General features: G+C 59.5%; 20 protein-coding genes. 13 read left to right on the top strand and 7 right to left on the bottom strand.

Annotated features, from left to right (window positions below; genetic code table 11):
- The first annotated feature begins 28 nt into the window (after nt 1-28).
- From rsxA to ACYCZ5_RS12810, 10 genes are all read left to right on the top strand, one after another.
- On the top strand, nt 29-604 hold the full coding sequence (rsxA, locus tag ACYCZ5_RS12855; protein WP_461545200.1) for an electron transport complex subunit RsxA: 576 nt from the start codon (nt 29-31) through the stop codon (nt 602-604).
- The gene (rsxB, locus tag ACYCZ5_RS12850; protein ID WP_461545199.1) at nt 601-1,149 is read left to right on the top strand and encodes an electron transport complex subunit RsxB; all 549 of its coding nucleotides are present in this window, start codon (nt 601-603) and stop codon (nt 1,147-1,149) included. Before rsxA ends, rsxB begins: the two co-directional genes overlap by 4 nt.
- On the top strand, nt 1,146-2,837 hold the full coding sequence (rsxC, locus tag ACYCZ5_RS12845) for an electron transport complex subunit RsxC (RefSeq protein ID WP_461545198.1): 1,692 nt from the start codon (nt 1,146-1,148) through the stop codon (nt 2,835-2,837). The genes rsxB and rsxC overlap by 4 nt, the downstream gene beginning before the upstream one ends.
- 5 nt (nt 2,838-2,842) lie before the next feature.
- Nucleotides 2,843-3,874: an RnfABCDGE type electron transport complex subunit D gene (locus tag ACYCZ5_RS12840; RefSeq protein ID WP_461545197.1), complete on the top strand. Its 1,032-nt coding sequence runs from the start codon at nt 2,843-2,845 to the stop codon at nt 3,872-3,874.
- Nucleotides 3,871-4,521 (top strand): electron transport complex subunit RsxG, encoded by a 651-nt coding sequence (gene rsxG / locus ACYCZ5_RS12835; RefSeq protein WP_461545196.1) that lies wholly within the window; start codon nt 3,871-3,873, stop codon nt 4,519-4,521. The genes ACYCZ5_RS12840 and rsxG overlap by 4 nt, the downstream gene beginning before the upstream one ends.
- Nucleotides 4,518-5,213 (top strand): electron transport complex subunit E, encoded by a 696-nt coding sequence (locus ACYCZ5_RS12830; RefSeq protein WP_461545195.1) that lies wholly within the window; start codon nt 4,518-4,520, stop codon nt 5,211-5,213. The genes rsxG and ACYCZ5_RS12830 overlap by 4 nt, the downstream gene beginning before the upstream one ends.
- Complete coding sequence (gene nth, locus ACYCZ5_RS12825) at nt 5,210-5,842, top strand: endonuclease III (protein WP_461545194.1); 633 nt, start codon at nt 5,210-5,212, stop codon at nt 5,840-5,842. Before ACYCZ5_RS12830 ends, nth begins: the two co-directional genes overlap by 4 nt.
- Nucleotides 5,842-6,264: a DUF1841 family protein gene (locus tag ACYCZ5_RS12820; protein ID WP_461545193.1), complete on the top strand. Its 423-nt coding sequence runs from the start codon at nt 5,842-5,844 to the stop codon at nt 6,262-6,264. The genes nth and ACYCZ5_RS12820 overlap by 1 nt, the downstream gene beginning before the upstream one ends.
- Nucleotides 6,261-6,794 (top strand): cob(I)yrinic acid a,c-diamide adenosyltransferase, encoded by a 534-nt coding sequence (locus ACYCZ5_RS12815; RefSeq protein WP_461545192.1) that lies wholly within the window; start codon nt 6,261-6,263, stop codon nt 6,792-6,794. The genes ACYCZ5_RS12820 and ACYCZ5_RS12815 overlap by 4 nt, the downstream gene beginning before the upstream one ends.
- 98 nt (nt 6,795-6,892) lie before the next feature.
- Nucleotides 6,893-7,465 (top strand): CBS domain-containing protein, encoded by a 573-nt coding sequence (locus tag ACYCZ5_RS12810; RefSeq protein WP_461545191.1) that lies wholly within the window; start codon nt 6,893-6,895, stop codon nt 7,463-7,465.
- A 70-nt stretch (nt 7,466-7,535) separates the two neighbouring features.
- On the opposite strand, the gene pssA is transcribed toward ACYCZ5_RS12810, so the two are convergent.
- The 5 genes from pssA to ilvB all read right to left on the bottom strand — a co-directional run bounded on the left by pssA (nt 7,536) and on the right by ilvB (nt 12,256).
- Nucleotides 7,536-8,288, bottom strand: coding sequence for a CDP-diacylglycerol--serine O-phosphatidyltransferase (gene pssA / locus ACYCZ5_RS12805; protein WP_461545190.1), 753 nt, complete (start codon nt 8,286-8,288; stop codon nt 7,536-7,538).
- A gap of 4 nt (nt 8,289-8,292) precedes the next feature.
- Entirely contained in the window at nt 8,293-8,934 is a 642-nt protein-coding gene (locus ACYCZ5_RS12800) for a phosphatidylserine decarboxylase (RefSeq protein WP_461545189.1), read from the bottom strand.
- Between the two features lie 75 nt (nt 8,935-9,009).
- Entirely contained in the window at nt 9,010-10,026 is a 1,017-nt protein-coding gene (gene ilvC, locus ACYCZ5_RS12795) for a ketol-acid reductoisomerase (RefSeq protein ID WP_461545188.1), read from the bottom strand.
- A gap of 36 nt (nt 10,027-10,062) precedes the next feature.
- Nucleotides 10,063-10,554: an acetolactate synthase small subunit gene (gene ilvN / locus ACYCZ5_RS12790; RefSeq protein ID WP_461545187.1), complete on the bottom strand. Its 492-nt coding sequence runs from the start codon at nt 10,552-10,554 to the stop codon at nt 10,063-10,065.
- Between the two features lies 1 nt (nt 10,555).
- Nucleotides 10,556-12,256, bottom strand: coding sequence for a biosynthetic-type acetolactate synthase large subunit (gene ilvB / locus ACYCZ5_RS12785; RefSeq protein WP_461545186.1), 1,701 nt, complete (start codon nt 12,254-12,256; stop codon nt 10,556-10,558).
- 158 nt (nt 12,257-12,414) lie between these two features.
- Between ilvB and ACYCZ5_RS12780 the strand changes: the two genes are divergently transcribed.
- The 3 genes from ACYCZ5_RS12780 to ACYCZ5_RS12770 are packed head-to-tail and all read left to right on the top strand — an operon-like array spanning nt 12,415 to nt 13,713.
- On the top strand, nt 12,415-12,996 hold the full coding sequence (locus ACYCZ5_RS12780; RefSeq protein WP_461545185.1) for an RNA polymerase sigma factor: 582 nt from the start codon (nt 12,415-12,417) through the stop codon (nt 12,994-12,996).
- A complete protein-coding gene (locus ACYCZ5_RS12775) occupies nt 12,981-13,328 on the top strand; it encodes a DUF3619 family protein (protein ID WP_461545184.1) in 348 nt (115 codons plus the stop codon). Before ACYCZ5_RS12780 ends, ACYCZ5_RS12775 begins: the two co-directional genes overlap by 16 nt.
- Nucleotides 13,318-13,713, top strand: coding sequence for a DUF3106 domain-containing protein (locus ACYCZ5_RS12770; protein ID WP_461545183.1), 396 nt, complete (start codon nt 13,318-13,320; stop codon nt 13,711-13,713). The genes ACYCZ5_RS12775 and ACYCZ5_RS12770 overlap by 11 nt, the downstream gene beginning before the upstream one ends.
- A 6-nt stretch (nt 13,714-13,719) precedes the next feature.
- Here the strand turns inward: ACYCZ5_RS12770 and lptG are convergent, their stop codons facing one another.
- Nucleotides 13,720-14,796, bottom strand: a complete 1,077-nt coding sequence (gene lptG / locus ACYCZ5_RS12765; RefSeq protein ID WP_461545182.1) for an LPS export ABC transporter permease LptG — start codon at nt 14,794-14,796, stop codon at nt 13,720-13,722.
- The gene (gene lptF, locus ACYCZ5_RS12760) at nt 14,793-15,887 is read right to left on the bottom strand and encodes an LPS export ABC transporter permease LptF (RefSeq protein ID WP_461545181.1); all 1,095 of its coding nucleotides are present in this window, start codon (nt 15,885-15,887) and stop codon (nt 14,793-14,795) included. Before lptF ends, lptG begins: the two co-directional genes overlap by 4 nt.
- Nucleotides 15,888-15,960 lie beyond the last annotated feature (73 nt).

The raw sequence follows: 15,960 nt of genomic DNA, 5'->3' as shown, positions 1-15,960 counted from the left end.
TGTTTTTTCGCGCCTCGCGCTCCTTGCAATGACTGACTATCTGCTGATACTGATCGGAACGGTGTTCGTGAACAACATCGTGATGGTCAAGATCCTCGGGCTGTGCCCGTTCATGGGCGTTTCCAAGAAATTGGAGACGTCGCTCAGCATGGGCGCGGCCACCACTTTCGTGCTGACCATCGCTTCCGGTTCCAGCTATCTGGTCAATCACTATCTGTTGGGGCCCGATCTCGCTTATCTCACCACGCTGTCGTTCATCGTGGTCATCGCCGCCACGGTGCAGTTCACCGAAATGGTGGTGAAGAAGACCAGCCCGGTGCTGTATCAGGTGCTGGGCATCTATCTGCCGCTGATCACCACCAACTGCGCAGTGCTCGGCATCCCGCTGCTGAACGTGCAGGCCAAACATAACTTCATCGAGTCGCTGCTGTTCGGTCTCGGCGGCGCGCTGGGCTTTACTCTGGTGATGGTGTTGTTCGCCGGCATGCGCGAACGTCTAGAGGGTGCCGACGTACCCGCCGTCTTCCGTGGCACCGCTATCGCCATGGTCACTGCAGGATTGATGAGCCTCGCCTTCATGGGCTTCTCGGGCCTGGTTAAATGATCACTGCGCTGTGGATCATGATCGCCCTCGCGGCGCTGCTGGGCATGATCCTCGGTTATGCATCGATCCGCTTCCGCGTAGAAGGCAATCCGCTGGCGGAGAAGATCGATGCGGTGCTGCCGCAGACACAATGCGGCCAGTGCGGCTATCCCGGATGCAAACCCTATGCCGAGGCCATCGCCAAGGGCGAGGCTGACATCAACCTGTGCCCGCCGGGCGGCGAGGAAGGCATCCACAAGCTGGCCGAACTGCTGGGCGTGGAATTCAAACCGTTCGGCGAGAATGCGCAACCGAAACCGAAAGCGGTCGCCTTCATCGACGAGCAGACCTGCATCGGCTGTACCTTGTGCATCCAGGCTTGCCCGGTGGACGCCATCGCCGGTGCCGCCAAGCAGATGCATACCATCATCGCCGCCGAATGCACCGGCTGCGAGCTGTGCGTGCCGCCCTGCCCGGTGGATTGCATCAGCATGGTGCCCATCGAAGAGCAGCTGACCAACTGGAAATGGCGCTATCCGGTGTTCAAGTTGAGGCAGACCTCATGACCAGGCTGCACAGTTTCCACGGCGGCATCCATCCGCTCACGCACAAAAAAGAATCAACGCAGTCGCCGATCATGTCCGCACCGCTGCCCGCGCAACTGATCGTGCCGTTCCGCCAGCATGCCGGCGACGCGGCCAAACCAGTGGTACAGGTCGGCGAACGGGTGCTTAAAGGTCAGCTCATCGGCGAACCGGTGGGGATGATCTCCAGTTCCATCCATGCGCCGACCTCGGGCACCATCACCGCCATCGAACTGCAGCAGATCGCCCACCCTTCGGCGTTGCCCGATCTGTGCGCGACGCTGGTTCCGGACGGACTGGATGAATGGGGCGTGCGGCAGCCGCTGAACTATCGCCAGTTGTCGTCCGACGAATTGCAGAAGCATCTGCGCCGTTGCGGCATCGTGGGGCTGGGCGGTGCGGCCTTTCCCAGCGACATGAAGCTGAGCCACCCGGTCGTGGTCGACACACTGGTCATCAACGGCGCCGAGTGCGAACCCTATATCACCTGCGACGACATGCTGATGCGCGAACGCGCGGAAGGCATCGTGCGCGGCATCGAGATCCTGCGCCATGCGCTGGGCACCGACGCGGTGCTGATCGGCATCGAGGACAACAAGCCGCAGGCCATCGCCGCGATGCAGCGCGCGGTCGACGACAGCAGCCACCCGTTCAAGGTGGTCGCCGTGCCGACCCTCTACCCGGGCGGCAGCGCCAAACACCTGATCAAGGTGCTGACCGGCGTCGAGGTGCCATCGGGCAAGTTGCCCACCGATGTCGGCGTGCAGTGCTTCAACGTGGCGACCGCCTACGCCGCGCATCGCGCGGTCGAGCATGGCGAGCCGCTGGTGTCGCGCGTCGTCACCGTCACCGGCAATGTCGAGCAGCCGCGCAACTACGAAGCGCTGATCGGCACGCCTTTCAGTGACCTGATCGCGCTGAGTGTCGCCAAACCCGATACCAACCGTTACATCATGGGCGGCCCGATGATGGGCGTGGAACTGCCCGCCGTGAACGTGCCGCTGGTGAAAGCGAGTAACTGCGTGATCGCAGCCAGCGATGCGCTGTTCCCGCCGCCGCCCGCCCCCATGCCGTGTATCCGCTGCACGCGCTGCGCACAGGTCTGCCCGGTAGAGTTGCAGCCGCAAGACCTGTTCTGGTTCTCCCAGTCGCACAACTTCGGCAAGGCACAGGAATTCGACCTGTTCGACTGCATCGAATGCGGCGCCTGCGCCTATGTCTGCCCGAGCAGCATCCCGCTGGTACAGTATTACCGCTATGCCAAGAGCGAGATCCGTGCGCGCGACCTGGAAAAGCGCGCCGCCGATCTGGCGCGCGAACGGCACGAGTTCCGCCAGTTCCGCATCGAACGCGAGAAGCAGGAAAAAGCCGAGCGCCTGGCACAGAAGGAACGCGCGGCGGCGGAAGCCAAGGCAGCGGCTGCAACTGTGATCGCGACGCCTGTCGATCCAACCGCCGATGCCGACGATACCCAGCAGATGCGTATCGATGCGGCCCTGGCGCGCGCCAAGGAACAGGCTGCGGCAGCCACACCCAAGAACACCGAGGCGCTCACCCCCGAACAGCGCGCCGAGATCGAAGCGATCGAAGCACGCCGCGCGCATATCCACGAGCTGGCGGCCGATGCCGGTGCCGACGACGAACCGCCGAAACACAGCCAAGGAAACTGACCGATATGCTGTCTTCCCCTTTCATCACGCGCCCGCTCACCGTCGACCGCATCATGCTGCGCGTGTTGTATGCGCTGCTGCCCGGCATCACGCTGTATGTGTGGTATTTCGGCCCGGCCATCCTGGTCTCCATCGCGCTGGCGGTGACTGCCGCACTGGCAACCGAGGCGCTGATGCTCAAGTTGCGCGACCGGCCGGTGCGCCCCTTTCTGGCTGATTACAGCGCCCTGCTCACCGGCGTTCTGATCGCGCTGTCGATTCCGCCGCTCGCGCCCTGGTGGTTGCCGGTGGTCGGTACTGCATTCGCCATCGCGGTCGCCAAGCATCTGTATGGCGGACTGGGTAGCAATCCGTTCAATCCGGCGATGATCGGCTATGCCGTGCTTATCATCTCCTTCCCGCAGGAGATGACGCAGTGGCTAAGCCCGCAAGGCATGGGGCACAGCGTCCTGACTTACGGCGACCAACTGCGTTATGTATTCTCCGGCGTGCTGCCGGTCGGCATGCAACTGGATGCGCTGACCATGTCGACGCCGCTGGATACGATGAAGACGCAATTGCATCTGGGCATGCCAATGAGCGACATCCGCGACCTGCCCATTTACGGCCGACTGGCCGGCAAAGGTAGCGAGATGGTGGCGGCCGGTTTTGCGCTGGGCGGCATCTATCTGCTGATCGCACGCATCATCCCCTGGCAGTTGCCGCTGGCTTTCCTGGGTACCTTGTTCGCACTGTCCGGCATCTTCAACCTGATCGATCCCGCGCACTATGCGCCGCCGCTGTTCCACTGGTTCTCCGGCGCGGCCATGATCGGTGCGTTCTTCATCCTGACCGATCCGATCACCTCGCCGACCACCGCCAAAGGCCGTATCGCATTCGGCATCGGTGCGGGCCTGCTGACTTTCCTGATCCGTGCCTACGGCGGCTTCCCGGACGGTGTCGCGTTCGCCACCATCCTGATGAACATGTGCGTACCGCTGATCGATGCCTGGACGCAGCCGCGCATCTTCGGCAAGAAGAAAGGGAGCGAACGATGAAGCGCATCGCCCGTTCCTCGCTGCAGACCGCAGTCAATCTGGTGTTCTTCGCCATCATCGGCACTGCCATCCTGTCCGCCACCTATTACCTGACGCGCGACACCATCGCCGCCACGGTGGAGCAAGCCAAGCTGAAGCTGGTATCGCAACTGTTGCCACCCAGCTCGTACGACAACGACATCATGCAGGACATCCACACGGTCGCGGCGGATGAGATGCTGGGAACCGATGAAGCGACACAGGCGCATATCGCACGGCGAGACGGGCAGCCGGTCGCCGTGGTGCTGGAAGCTGTTGCGCCGGACGGCTACAGCGGCAAGATCGCACTGATCATGGCGATCCACCCCGACGGCTCGCTGGGTGGCGTGCGCGTGGTGAACCACAACGAGACGCCTGGCCTGGGGGATTACATCGACATCGCCAAGCACGACTGGATCAAGACCTTCGACGGCCGTTCGCGCACCCTATTCAAGGATGAGATGTGGAAGGTGCGCAAGGACGGCGGCATGTTCGAATACATGGCCGGGGCCACCGTGACGCCGCGCGCAGTGATCAAGGCAGTGAACCGTGCACTGCAATATTTCGAAGCGCATCGCGACGAACTGTTCATCGCCGATGCGCAGCCCGCGAAAGGAGCACGAAAATGACGCTCACCGAAATAAAGGACATCGCCTACAACGGTCTGTGGAAACAGAATCCGGGGCTGGTGCAACTGCTCGGGCTGTGCCCGCTGCTGGCGGTCAGCAATACGCTGGTCAATGCCGTCAGTCTGGGCCTTGCCACCACGTTGGTGATGACACTCTCCAGCGCGACCGTTGCGCCGGTGCGCAGCTATGTGCCGAACGAGATCCGCATCCCGGTGTTCGTGCTAATCATCGCGGTGCTGGTGACCGTGGTGCAATACTTGATGAACGCCTATCTGTACGGCTTGTATATCGTGCTCGGCATCTTCGTGCCACTGATCGTGACCAACTGCATCGTGCTGGCACGCGCAGAATCATTCGCCTCCAAGAACCCAGTGCTGCCCTCCGCCTTCGACGGCATGATGATGGGACTGGGGCTGACTGCCGTGCTGGCGGTACTGGGCGGCCTGCGCGAGATCGTGGGCAAAGGCACACTGCTGTCCGGCATCGATCTACTGTTTGGTGAACAGGCCAAAGCCTGGGTGATCCCGGTCATCCCCGACTATCACGGTTTCCTGCTGGCCATCCTGCCGCCCGGCGCGTTTATCGGCCTCGGCCTGATCATCGCTGCCAAGAACTGGCTCGATCTGCGCGCGGCAAAGAAAGTCTCCAGCCAGCCCGCACCGGAGACCTTGCCCGAGGCGGCACAGGGATGAACGCAGCCAAACGGCGCGAGATATTCCTGCGCCTGCAAGCCGCCAACCCGCATCCCACTACCGAGCTGGAACACAAGTCCGATTTCGAATTGCTGGTGGCGGTGATCCTTTCGGCGCAGGCGACCGACAAGAGCGTGAACATAGCCACGCGCGAACTGTTCCCCGTCGCCGATACCCCGCAGAAGATCTTCGATTTGGGCGAAGACGGCCTGCGCGAATACGTGCAACGCATCGGCCTGTACCAGACCAAGAGCAAACACATCATCCAGATGTGCCGCATCCTGCTGGAACAGCACGGGGGCGCAGTGCCGCAGACGCGCGAGGCGCTGGAAGCGCTGCCCGGTGTGGGCCGCAAGACCGCCAACGTGATCCTCAACACCGCCTTCGGCCAGCCCACCATCGCGGTCGACACACACATCTTCCGCATCAGCAACCGCATCGGCCTCGCGCCCGGCAAGGATGTGGCGGAAGTGGAGAAGAAGCTGATGAAGTTCGTGCCGAAGGAATTCATGCAGGACGCGCATCACTGGCTGATCCTGCACGGGCGCTATGTATGCGTGGCGCGCAAGCCGAAATGCGGCGAGTGCTGCATACAGGACTTGTGCGAATTCAAGGAAAAGGTGTTCTGATGTTCCAACCGACACGCGACGAAGCACGGCTGTTCCTGTTCGAATCCTGGCGCAAACGCAGCGCCGGTGAACTGCTGTCACCGCTGGAAGACCTGACTGCGCAGCTCATCGGCAAGCATCCCGAGTACCACGCGCTGTTCAACGACCCCGAGCACAATCAGGACAAGGATTTCGCGCCGGATGGCGATGTGGTGAACCCCTTCTTGCACCTGATGATGCACCTGACCATAGAGGAGCAGATCAGCATCGGCCAGCCGCACGGCATCCGCGAGCAGTTCGCACGGCTGACGCAGAAATACCAATCCGAGCACGAGGCGCAGCACGCCATGATGGATTGTCTGGGCGAGATGATCTGGCAGGCACAGCGCAACAAGACTGCACCGGATGCGGCGGTGTATCTCTCCTGTCTGGAGCGGCAATGAGACTGTCGAAGATCACCACACGCACCGGCGACGACGGCACAACGGGGTTGGCGGACGGCTCTCGCCTGCCCAAGGACGATCCTCGCATCGCGGCCATCGGCAGCGTGGATGAATTGAACAGCCAGCTCGGCTTGCTGTTGACCGAGTCATTGCCGGAAGCCGTGCGCAAGCAACTGCTGGATATACAGCATGAGCTGTTCGACCTCGGCGGCGTGCTGGCCACGCCCGGTGCCCCTTTCGATGCAGCGAGATTGGCTAAGCTGGATACCGCCATCGTTCGTTTCAATGCTGATCTTCCGCCCTTGAAGGAATTCATCCTGCCCGGCGGCAATCGGGCGGCGGCCTTGTGCCATGTCGCCCGCTGTATCGCACGACGCGCCGAACGTGAATACGCCCCGTTGGCGCGGGAGAACCTGGCCCCGATGCATGGCTTGCAATACCTCAATCGCCTGTCCGACCTGTTGTTCATCCTGTGCCGCGAGATCAATCGCTCCGAAGGCCGTGCTGAGACACTTTGGCAACGCAGCTGATTGGGATCATCCTCCGCCTTTACACTGACGAAATATCACCTTGCAGCTATAATCTGCACCGTATCGACAACAACCATCTGTTCTAAGGAGAGAGTTCCATGCCGCATCGCCCGCCGCAGCCTACCGAGCTGAAGACCACCAGCCACGTCCAGGACATCCTGGAGCCACATAACGAGCCTTGGCAGGTTGAACTGAAGGACCCCGCCACGTCCGTGATGACCGATTTCCACGTGCGCGGTATGTTCAAGATCACGCCGGATGAGACCATCGACCAGGCACTGCACGAGATGAAGGTCGCCGGGTTACGTATCGCCTTCGTAAAGGAGAAAGGTTCCGACAAGCTGCTGGGATCCATCACCGCTTACGACATCATGGGCTCCAAGCCTATGGAATTCCTGCAAAGCGTCGGCTTTGCTGACCGTGCTGTGACCCATAAGGACATCCGCGTCAGCGACATCATGGAACACACCAAGGATTGGGTGGTCGCCGAGATGCACGACGTGGAAAAAGCCACGGTGAAGGATGTGCTGACAGCCATGCAAAAAGCCGGCAAGACCCACATGCCGGTGCTGGAAGTCGCGGAAGGCAAACAGCCGCAATTGCGCGGCCTGTTCTCCTCCGCGAAGATCCTGCGTCTGACTGAACTCAGCCGCCAGAAGTCTGCCAAGTAAGCACAGGCCAACTACCTGCAAAAAAAGGGCGCATCGTGAGATGCGCCCTTTTTAATTATCCAATCGAAACTTATGGCTGCGGCGAGGAAGGCTTCTTGCGCAGATCTATCAGGCTCATCACATAGCCCGACAGACAATAGCCGAAGAACAGCAGGAACAGGTGCAGCGGCGGATTCTGCGCCACAAAGATGAAGAACAGCGCGAACAGGAAGATCACGAAGAACGGCACGCTCTTGCGCATGTTGATCGACTTGAAGCTGTAGTACTTGAAGTTGCTGACCATGGACAGGCCAGCGAACACGGTCAAGGCAGCGGCATACCAGCGCAGGTCGTAACCGGTGAACTTGTTATCCAGCATGACCCACACGAAACCGGCCACCAGCGCCGCTGCCGCCGGGCTGGGCAGCCCCTGGAAGTAGCGTTTGTCGACCACATCGATGTTGGTGTTGAAACGTGCCAGACGCAATGCGGCACCGGTGCAATAGATGAAGGCGGCGAACCAGCCCCACTTACCCAGATCGCGGAACGCCCATTCGTACATCAGGATGGACGGTGCGACACCGAACGACACCATATCGGACAGGCTGTCATATTCTGCACCGAACTCGCTCTGTGTGTGTGTGAGACGTGCGACACGACCGTCCAGACCATCCAGCACCATGGCGATGAAGATAGACACTGCCGCGATCTCATAGCGGCCATTCATCGATTGCACGATGGCGTAGAAACCGGCGAACAGCGCAGCGGTGGTGAACAGGTTGGGCAACAGATAGATGCTGCGCCGACGCAGATTCATTTTGCTGCGGGTGTTCATCATGGTCATCAGCTCAGGCCAGTTTGGCTAATATGGTTTCAGTGGCTCGCACTTTATCACCGATGGCGACCTTGACGGTAGCATCGAGCGGCAGGTAGACATCCACGCGCGAACCGAAACGGATGAAACCGTAACGCTGGCCGCGCGACAGCGCATCACCCGCATTGACATAGCACAGGATGCGGCGTGCGATCAGGCCCGCCACTTGCACAAAGGTCACGGTCTGCCCTTCGTTGGTCTTCAGCACGATGGCATTGCGCTCGTTCTCGCTCGACGCCTTGTCCAGATCGGCATTGACGAACTTACCGGGGAAATATTGCACTTTTTCGATGACGCCATCGACCGGACTACGGTTGGAGTGCACGTTGAACACGTTCATGAACACGCTGACCAGAATGGCTTCGCGCTCACCGTACAGATCGGTGGTGCGTTCAACTTTGATCACACGTCCATCCGCAGGTGACAGCACGGCACCCGCTTCTTGCGGAATGACACGTGCCGGATCACGGAAGAACTGCAACACGAACACGAAGATGATCCACAACGGGATCGCCCATGTGATGCACCATGCCGAGACGGCAAGTGCGACGACCAGCGATATCGCCAGGAAAGGCCAACCCTCGCGGGCGATGATGGGATGCGGATAGTTGCTCATATGAAATTGCCGGAAAAGTGACGACCAATGAAAAGAAGGTGAAGCATCTGCTTCACCTTCTATCTGTTACTGCGATCAGTTCTTGGATTGGTCGACCAGCTTGTTCTTGCCGATCCAAGGCATCATCGCACGCAGCTTGCCGCCGACAACTTCGATCGGATGCTCTGCATTGATACGACGACGTGCTGTCATTTCTGGATAGTTGGTGCGACCTTCCAGAATGAACTGCTTGGCGTAGGAACCGTTCTGGATGTTGGTCAGGCATTCCTTCATCGCAGCGCGCGCTTGATCAGCGATCACACGGTTGCCTGTGACATACTCACCATACTCTGCGTTGTTGGAGATGGAGTAGTTCATGTTGGCGATGCCGCCTTCGTACATCAGGTCGACGATCAGCTTCAGTTCGTGCAGACACTCGAAGTAAGCCATTTCCGGAGCGTAGCCCGCTTCGGTCAGTGTTTCGAAGCCAGCCTTCACCAGTTCCACTGCACCACCGCACAGCACGGCTTGTTCGCCGAACAGGTCAGTCTCGGTCTCTTCGCGGAAGTTGGTCTCGATCACGCCACCCTTGGTGCCGCCGTTGGCTGCCGCGTAGGACAGTGCCACGTCTTTTGCTTTGCCAGTCTTGTCCTGATACACAGCGATCAGTGTCGGGACGCCGCCACCCTTCAGATATTCGGAACGCACGGTGTGACCTGGGCCTTTAGGCGCGATCATGATGACGTCCACATCTGCAGGCGGCACGATCTGGTTGTAGTGGACATTGAAACCGTGGGCGAATGCCAATGCAGCGCCCGACTTAAGGTTCTTTTCAACGTTTTCGCGATAGATGTCTGCCATCGTCTCATCTGGCAACAGCAACATCACCAAGTCAGCGCCTTTGACTGCGTCTGCGATCTCGGCGACTTTATGACCAGCGGCCACAGCCTTGTCCCAGGAAGAGCCGCCTTTGCGCAGACCAACGGTCACGCTCACGCCGGAATCTTTCAGGTTTTGCGCATGGGCATGGCCCTGCGAACCGTAACCCACGATGGTCACTTGCTTGCCCTTGATCAGGGACAGGTCTGCGTCTTTGTCGTAATAAACTTTCATGTTGGCCTCGTCGAAAAAATCAGTAAAAGAAAGGGGTTAAATCTTCAGGATGCGTTCGCCGCGTCCGATGCCGGAAGCGCCGGTACGTACCGTCTCCAGGATCAGCTTGCGATCGATCGCCTGCAGGAAACTGTCCAGCTTGGAACCGGCTCCGGTCAACTCGATGGTGTAGGTCCTGTCCGACACGTCGATGACGCGACCACGGAAGATATCGCTCATGCGCTTCAGCTCTTCGCGATCGGCACCTTCCGCGCGCACCTTGACCAGCATCAGTTCGCGTTCGATATGGTCACCGTCGGAAAGGTCCATCACCGACACGACATCCACCAGTTTGTTCAGCTGCTTGTTGATCTGCTCGATCACCTCGTCGGAACCGCTGGTGACGATGGTCATGCGCGACAGGGTCGCATCTTCGGTCGGCGCGACGGTGAGCGACTCGATGTTGTAACCGCGCGCGGAGAACAGGCCGGACACTCGCGACAGCGCACCCGCTTCGTTCGCCATCAACAGGGAAATGATATGTCGCATGTTACAGGTCCTCCGCCAAGATCACTTCCGACAAGCCTTTGCCGCCGGGCACCATTGGGTACACGTTCTCGGTGGAATCGGTACGGAAATCGAGGAACACCAGTTCATCCTTGCGGGCGAACGCCTCTTTCAACGCGCCTTCCACATCGGACGGCTTCTCCACCAGGATGCCGACGTGGCCGTAGGCCTCGGCCAGTTTGACGAAGTCAGGCAGCGCATCCATGTAGGACTGCGAATAGCGGTTGCCGTGGAAGAACTCCTGCCACTGGCGCACCATGCCCAGATAACGGTTGTTCAGTGCGATCACCTTGATCGGCAGGTTGAACTGTTTGCAGGTTGACAACTCCTGGATGTTCATCTGGATACTGCCCTCGCCGGTCACGCAGGCGACCGTCTCGCCCGGATGCGCCAATTGCACACCCATCGCGGCAGGCAGGCCGAAGCCCATGGTGCCCAGACCGCCGGAGTTGATCCAGCGGCGCGGTTTGTCGAACTTGTAGTATTGCGCGGCCCACATCTGGTGCTGGCCGACGTCGGAGGTGATGTAAGCATCACCGTGCGTGATCTTGTGCAATGTCTCGATCACGAACTGCGGCTTGATGATCTCGCTGGAATTCTTGTAGTTCAGCGAATTCGCACCGCGCCATTCGTCGATCTGCTTCCACCAATCCTTGTGCGCATCCGGCTTTTGCTTGCTGCTCTTCAGCACCTTGATCAGGTCGGTCAGCACGCTGCCCACGTCGCCGACCAGTGGCACATCGACCTTGACGCGCTTGGAGATGGAGGCCGGATCGATGTCGATATGGATGATCCTGCGCGGCACGGAATTGAAATGCGCGACATTGCCGATTACGCGGTCGTCGAAACGCGCGCCGACGGCCAGCAGAACGTCGCAGTTCTGCATGCCCATATTGGCTTCGTAAGTGCCGTGCATGCCGAGCATGCCGACGAACTGTTTGTCGCTGGCGGGATAACCGCCCAAGCCCATCAGGGTGTTGGTGCAGGGCGCATCGACCAGGCGCACCAGTTCGGTCAGTTGCTTGGCCGCATCGGACAGAATCACGCCGCCGCCCGCATACACCATCGGGCGCTTGGCTTCGAGCAGCATCTGGGCCGCCTGCTTGATCAGATTGGCATCACCCGTCACTTGCGGATGATAGGAACGGATATTGACTGTGGACGGGTACTCGAACGCGGTCTTATGGTTGGACACATCCTTGGGGATATCCACCAGCACCGGGCCGGGACGACCGCTCTTGGCCAGATAGAAGGCTTTCTTCAGCGTGGCCGCCAGGTCCTTGACATCCTTGACCAGGAAATTGTGCTTGACGCAGGGGCGCGTGATGCCGACCGCATCCACTTCCTGGAACGCGTCCTCGCCGATGAAGCTGGTCGGCACCTGGCCGCTGATCACCACCATCGGGATGGAATCCATATACGCCGTGGCGATACCGGTGACGGCATTGGTCACGCCGGGACCGGAAGTCACCAGCGCGACACCCACCTTCTCGGTGGAACGGGCATAGCCGTCCGCGGCATGCACGGCGGCCTGCTCATGACGTACCAGCACGTGCTTGACCGCCTCCTGCTTGAACAGCTCGTCGTAAATGAACAACACTGCGCCGCCGGGGTAGCCGAAAACGTACTCGACCCCCTCCTCCTGCAAACAGCGTATGGTTATCTCTGCACCGGTCAGTTCCATGGCCTAAAACCTATATATCGCAACAATCGAAAGACCGCGCAAGATAAAGGCTGGCGGCCTTTTGGTCAACCCCAATCACGCCTTGACCGCCCGAAAACCCTTGCTGCAACAGGAATTTGCTATCATCCGGCGACCAGCGAACTTGCTCACCTCCATCCGTGTCCAGCCGAGAACAGCTTTCCGATTTTCTTGCCAGCGTCGAACGCCGCGCCTTCAAGCAGGCCGCCTATGCCGTGCGCGACGATCATGCGGCGCTGGATATCGTGCAGGATGCCATGATCAAGCTCTCCGAGCGCTATGGCGACAAGCCCGCTGCGGAATTCCCAATGCTGTTCCAGCGCATACTGCAAACCACTATCCTTGATTACTTCAGGCGGCAGAAAGTGCGTAACGCACACTTCAGCCTGTTCTCGTCCTTCACCTCGCACCATGATGACGAAGAATTCGAGCCGCTCGACGTGCTGCAGGATGGTGACAACGCCAGCCTGCCCGCCACACCGGAAGCAGCCCTGCAGCAATCCGAGATACTTGCTTTGATAGAAGGGGCTTTGCAACAGCTGCCGGTACGTCAACGGGAAGCATTTTTACTGCGTTATTGGGAGCGATTGGACACCGCCGAGACCGCCGCCGTCATGGGCTGCACCGAAGGCAGTGTCAAAACGCATTGTTCGCGCGCCACGCATGCGATGGCCGCCACTTTGAAAGCGAAGGGAATAGACCTGTCATGGGACTCAAACTGAAACTCGACGACCTCGCCCCTATTTTGGATCGGGCAGCGCAGCAACTCGACCACGACACACTGGATCGTTTGCATGCCGCGCGCCGACAGGCACTGAGCAGGCATCGCACTACTGCGCCCGCGGCGCTGTTGTCGCGACTGCATCATCTGGTCACCGACCACGGACATGAATCCCATCACCACCGGGCGCTTAACTGGGCCGGTGGATTGCTGCTGCTTGCTGCAGTGCTGGCCGGCGGCTGGCATTGGAACCAATCGACTTGGCACGACCATGCCGCTATCGACTTGGCCATCCTGACCGACGATCTGCCGCTGCACATGTATGTGGACTAAATTCAGCGCGATGCGTCCGATTCGTATGCATACGCTGCTGCCACTGCTTATCCTGGCACTGCTTCCGTTGTCAGCCAGTGCCGAAAAGTGGGATACGCTCAGCCCGACCGCCCAGCAGATACTCTCCCCTCTGGAGCAGACTTGGGAGACCCTGCCGCGTAGCGAACAGAAAAGCTTCATCGGAGTGGCGAAAGCCTACCCCTCACTGCCCCCCGAGAAGCAGCAGCGTTTGATCTCGCAGATACAGAAATGGGCCGATCTGTCGCATACACAACGCGAACGCGCCCGTGAAAAGTTCACCGCTTTCAGCAAAGTGCCCGAGGAAAAGCGGGAAGCCGTCAAACAGATGGTGCGTGAGCAGGAATCACAACCGGACAATCAATGAGCGCGATCATCTGCGCTCGGTGCGCCACAGCATGGCAAGCGCCAGCCCCAGGAAAATCCAGGTCATCGCCGTAGCACTCAATGCCGCGGGCCACTCATTGAGCGCGCCCAGATTCGCAAACAATCTGCCGGCAAAGTGGTAGCTCAGTCCCAGCACGACGCCGACGAATATCTTGCCGCCGATACCCCCCTCGCGTCGCTGATAGGACGAGAAGGGTAGCGCCAGCAACATCATCACCAGCACCGCGAACGGATACACCAGCTTGTTCCAGAGAGCGATGTCATAGCGCGCCGTACTTTGTTTGTTGTCCGCCAGATGCTGGGTGTACTGGTACAGATCCAGCGCCGACATCTGCTCTGGCAACACCAGCAGCACATTCAACAGATTGGGGTTGAGCGCTGTATGCCACTCCATATCCGGCAGGCTCTCGGCCGAGGCGCCTTGCCCGGCAAAATTCGTGCGCTGGATATCTTCCAGCCGCCACAGGCGCTCTTTCAGGAAGGTCGCGCGTTTGGCGGCCGTGACACTGACCAGGCGATAGTTCTCATCGAACTGGTAGATGCTGACATTCAGCAGCGATGTGTCTGGCAGCACGTTACGGATGTTGACGAAACTGCCTTCGTCCTTGACCCATACGCCGGAGCGGAACTCCCTCAGGTTCACTTGTGCCTTCTGCGCCTTAAGCTTGGTCTGCTGCGCCAACTGTTCGCTGTAAGGCGCGACCACTTCGCCGAACAACAGGCACAGCACCAGCAGCGGCGCGCCGATGCGCAACAGCGCAAAGATCAGCTGTTTCAGCGACACGCCGGATGCGCGATACACCGTCAATTCCGAATTGGCCGCCATCTGCACCAGCGCGAAGATAGTGCCTATCAGTACCGCGACAGGAAAGAGTTCGTAGACATGCCCGGGCAGGATCAATACCACGTAGAGCAGCATGTAACCCAGGCTGTAATCGCCGCGCCCCATCTCATTCAACTGGCTGATCAGGTCCAGCAACGCGAACAACATGAGCAGCGCGGCGAAGACCAGCGCCACACTGAAATAGATCTCACGCGAGAGGTACTTGGTCAGCAGCTTCATCGCTTCCAGCGCCGCCAGGAGAAAACCGAAGACCGGTGATAGAAGAACACCATCAATAGCGCCAGCATCAGCAGATGCAACCCCCAGAAGCCGGTCACCGCATCGACCTTCTGCCGCGCCACCCAAGAGTTGGTCACGCTGATCATGTTGTTGTAGAACATGTAGATCACGATGGCCGTGATCAGATTCAGCGAACGCCCGGAGCGGTTATCCACGTAACTTAGCGGGATGGCCAGCAAGGCAAGGATCAATGCGCTGATCGGCAGACCGAGGCGCCATTCCAGCTCGGACAGGTTGCGCGGCGTGGGATGCTTTACGAGATAGACCGTGGAATAGGCTTTCAGGTTGGGCTGCTCCTTACCCAGTTCGGCCGGCTCGATGCGCATGGCATAACGGTCGAACTCGGCGATCCTGAAATCGGCCTGCCCCGGGATGCCCTCGTAGCGCGTACCGTTCAGCAGCACCAGAAAGCGGTCGCCATTCTCGGCTGTTTCCTGATAGCCCTCTTTCGCCACCATGGTGCCTTCCTTGCCATGCTGCACAGAGCGCACGAATATGTTCCCGACGCGCTTGTTCTCGGAATCGACACCTTCCAGAAAGAACACGCGATCGGACTGTTTCGATTCTCGGAATGCGCCCGGCGAGGCGACCGAGACATCGTCCCGACTGTCCAGACGGCGTTTGTATTCATCCGCTTTGGAAAGCGCCCAAGGCGACAACACCAGACTCATCAATGCGATGACGGCCGTCACAGGCAGTGCATACCCGAGCACAGGGCGTATCCATCGCGTCAGGCCGATGCCGGAAGAGAACCACACCACCATCTCGCTGTCGCGGTAACAACGCGTCAGCGTGATCAACACCGAAAGGAACAGACTGATCGACAACAGGACAGGCAGATAGTTGATGGCGCTGAAACCCAGCATCACCATCACACCATCCACAGCCAGCAAACCGCTCACCGATTCGCCGAGGAAACGGATCAACTGGGTGAAAACCACGATTCCGAGCAGAATGGCGAACACCAGCATGCCGATGGAGGCGAATTCGCGTATAAGCGAGCGATAGAAGATGCCTCGCACACGCCGCACGTGAGCTTGTTTTGACTTTTGCGGCGGTGATTGCGGATAATCCGGCATCTGCAGAATTTTGAGATCTTTTGAG

The organism is Sideroxydans sp., assembly GCF_054604835.1.
This window is presented reverse-complemented; position numbering and strand designations above follow the sequence as displayed.

Bases quoted from the DNA above. Each gene is read 5' to 3' on its own strand.
- rsxA (WP_461545200.1), top strand. From the start codon at position 29: ATGACTGACTATCTGCTGATACTGATCGGAACGGTGTTCGTGAACAAC.
- rsxB (WP_461545199.1), top strand. From the start codon at position 601: ATGATCACTGCGCTGTGGATCATGATCGCCCTCGCGGCGCTGCTGGGC.
- rsxC (WP_461545198.1), top strand. From the start codon at position 1,146: ATGACCAGGCTGCACAGTTTCCACGGCGGCATCCATCCGCTCACGCAC.
- ACYCZ5_RS12840 (WP_461545197.1), top strand. From the start codon at position 2,843: ATGCTGTCTTCCCCTTTCATCACGCGCCCGCTCACCGTCGACCGCATC.
- rsxG (WP_461545196.1), top strand. From the start codon at position 3,871: ATGAAGCGCATCGCCCGTTCCTCGCTGCAGACCGCAGTCAATCTGGTG.
- ACYCZ5_RS12830 (WP_461545195.1), top strand. From the start codon at position 4,518: ATGACGCTCACCGAAATAAAGGACATCGCCTACAACGGTCTGTGGAAA.
- nth (WP_461545194.1), top strand. From the start codon at position 5,210: ATGAACGCAGCCAAACGGCGCGAGATATTCCTGCGCCTGCAAGCCGCC.
- ACYCZ5_RS12820 (WP_461545193.1), top strand. From the start codon at position 5,842: ATGTTCCAACCGACACGCGACGAAGCACGGCTGTTCCTGTTCGAATCC.
- ACYCZ5_RS12815 (WP_461545192.1), top strand. From the start codon at position 6,261: ATGAGACTGTCGAAGATCACCACACGCACCGGCGACGACGGCACAACG.
- ACYCZ5_RS12810 (WP_461545191.1), top strand. From the start codon at position 6,893: ATGCCGCATCGCCCGCCGCAGCCTACCGAGCTGAAGACCACCAGCCAC.
- pssA (WP_461545190.1), bottom strand. From the start codon at position 8,288: ATGACCATGATGAACACCCGCAGCAAAATGAATCTGCGTCGGCGCAGC.
- ACYCZ5_RS12800 (WP_461545189.1), bottom strand. From the start codon at position 8,934: ATGAGCAACTATCCGCATCCCATCATCGCCCGCGAGGGTTGGCCTTTC.
- ilvC (WP_461545188.1), bottom strand. From the start codon at position 10,026: ATGAAAGTTTATTACGACAAAGACGCAGACCTGTCCCTGATCAAGGGC.
- ilvN (WP_461545187.1), bottom strand. From the start codon at position 10,554: ATGCGACATATCATTTCCCTGTTGATGGCGAACGAAGCGGGTGCGCTG.
- ilvB (WP_461545186.1), bottom strand. From the start codon at position 12,256: ATGGAACTGACCGGTGCAGAGATAACCATACGCTGTTTGCAGGAGGAG.
- ACYCZ5_RS12775 (WP_461545184.1), top strand. From the start codon at position 12,981: ATGGGACTCAAACTGAAACTCGACGACCTCGCCCCTATTTTGGATCGG.
- ACYCZ5_RS12770 (WP_461545183.1), top strand. From the start codon at position 13,318: ATGTGGACTAAATTCAGCGCGATGCGTCCGATTCGTATGCATACGCTG.
- lptG (WP_461545182.1), bottom strand. From the start codon at position 14,796: ATGAAGCTGCTGACCAAGTACCTCTCGCGTGAGATCTATTTCAGTGTG.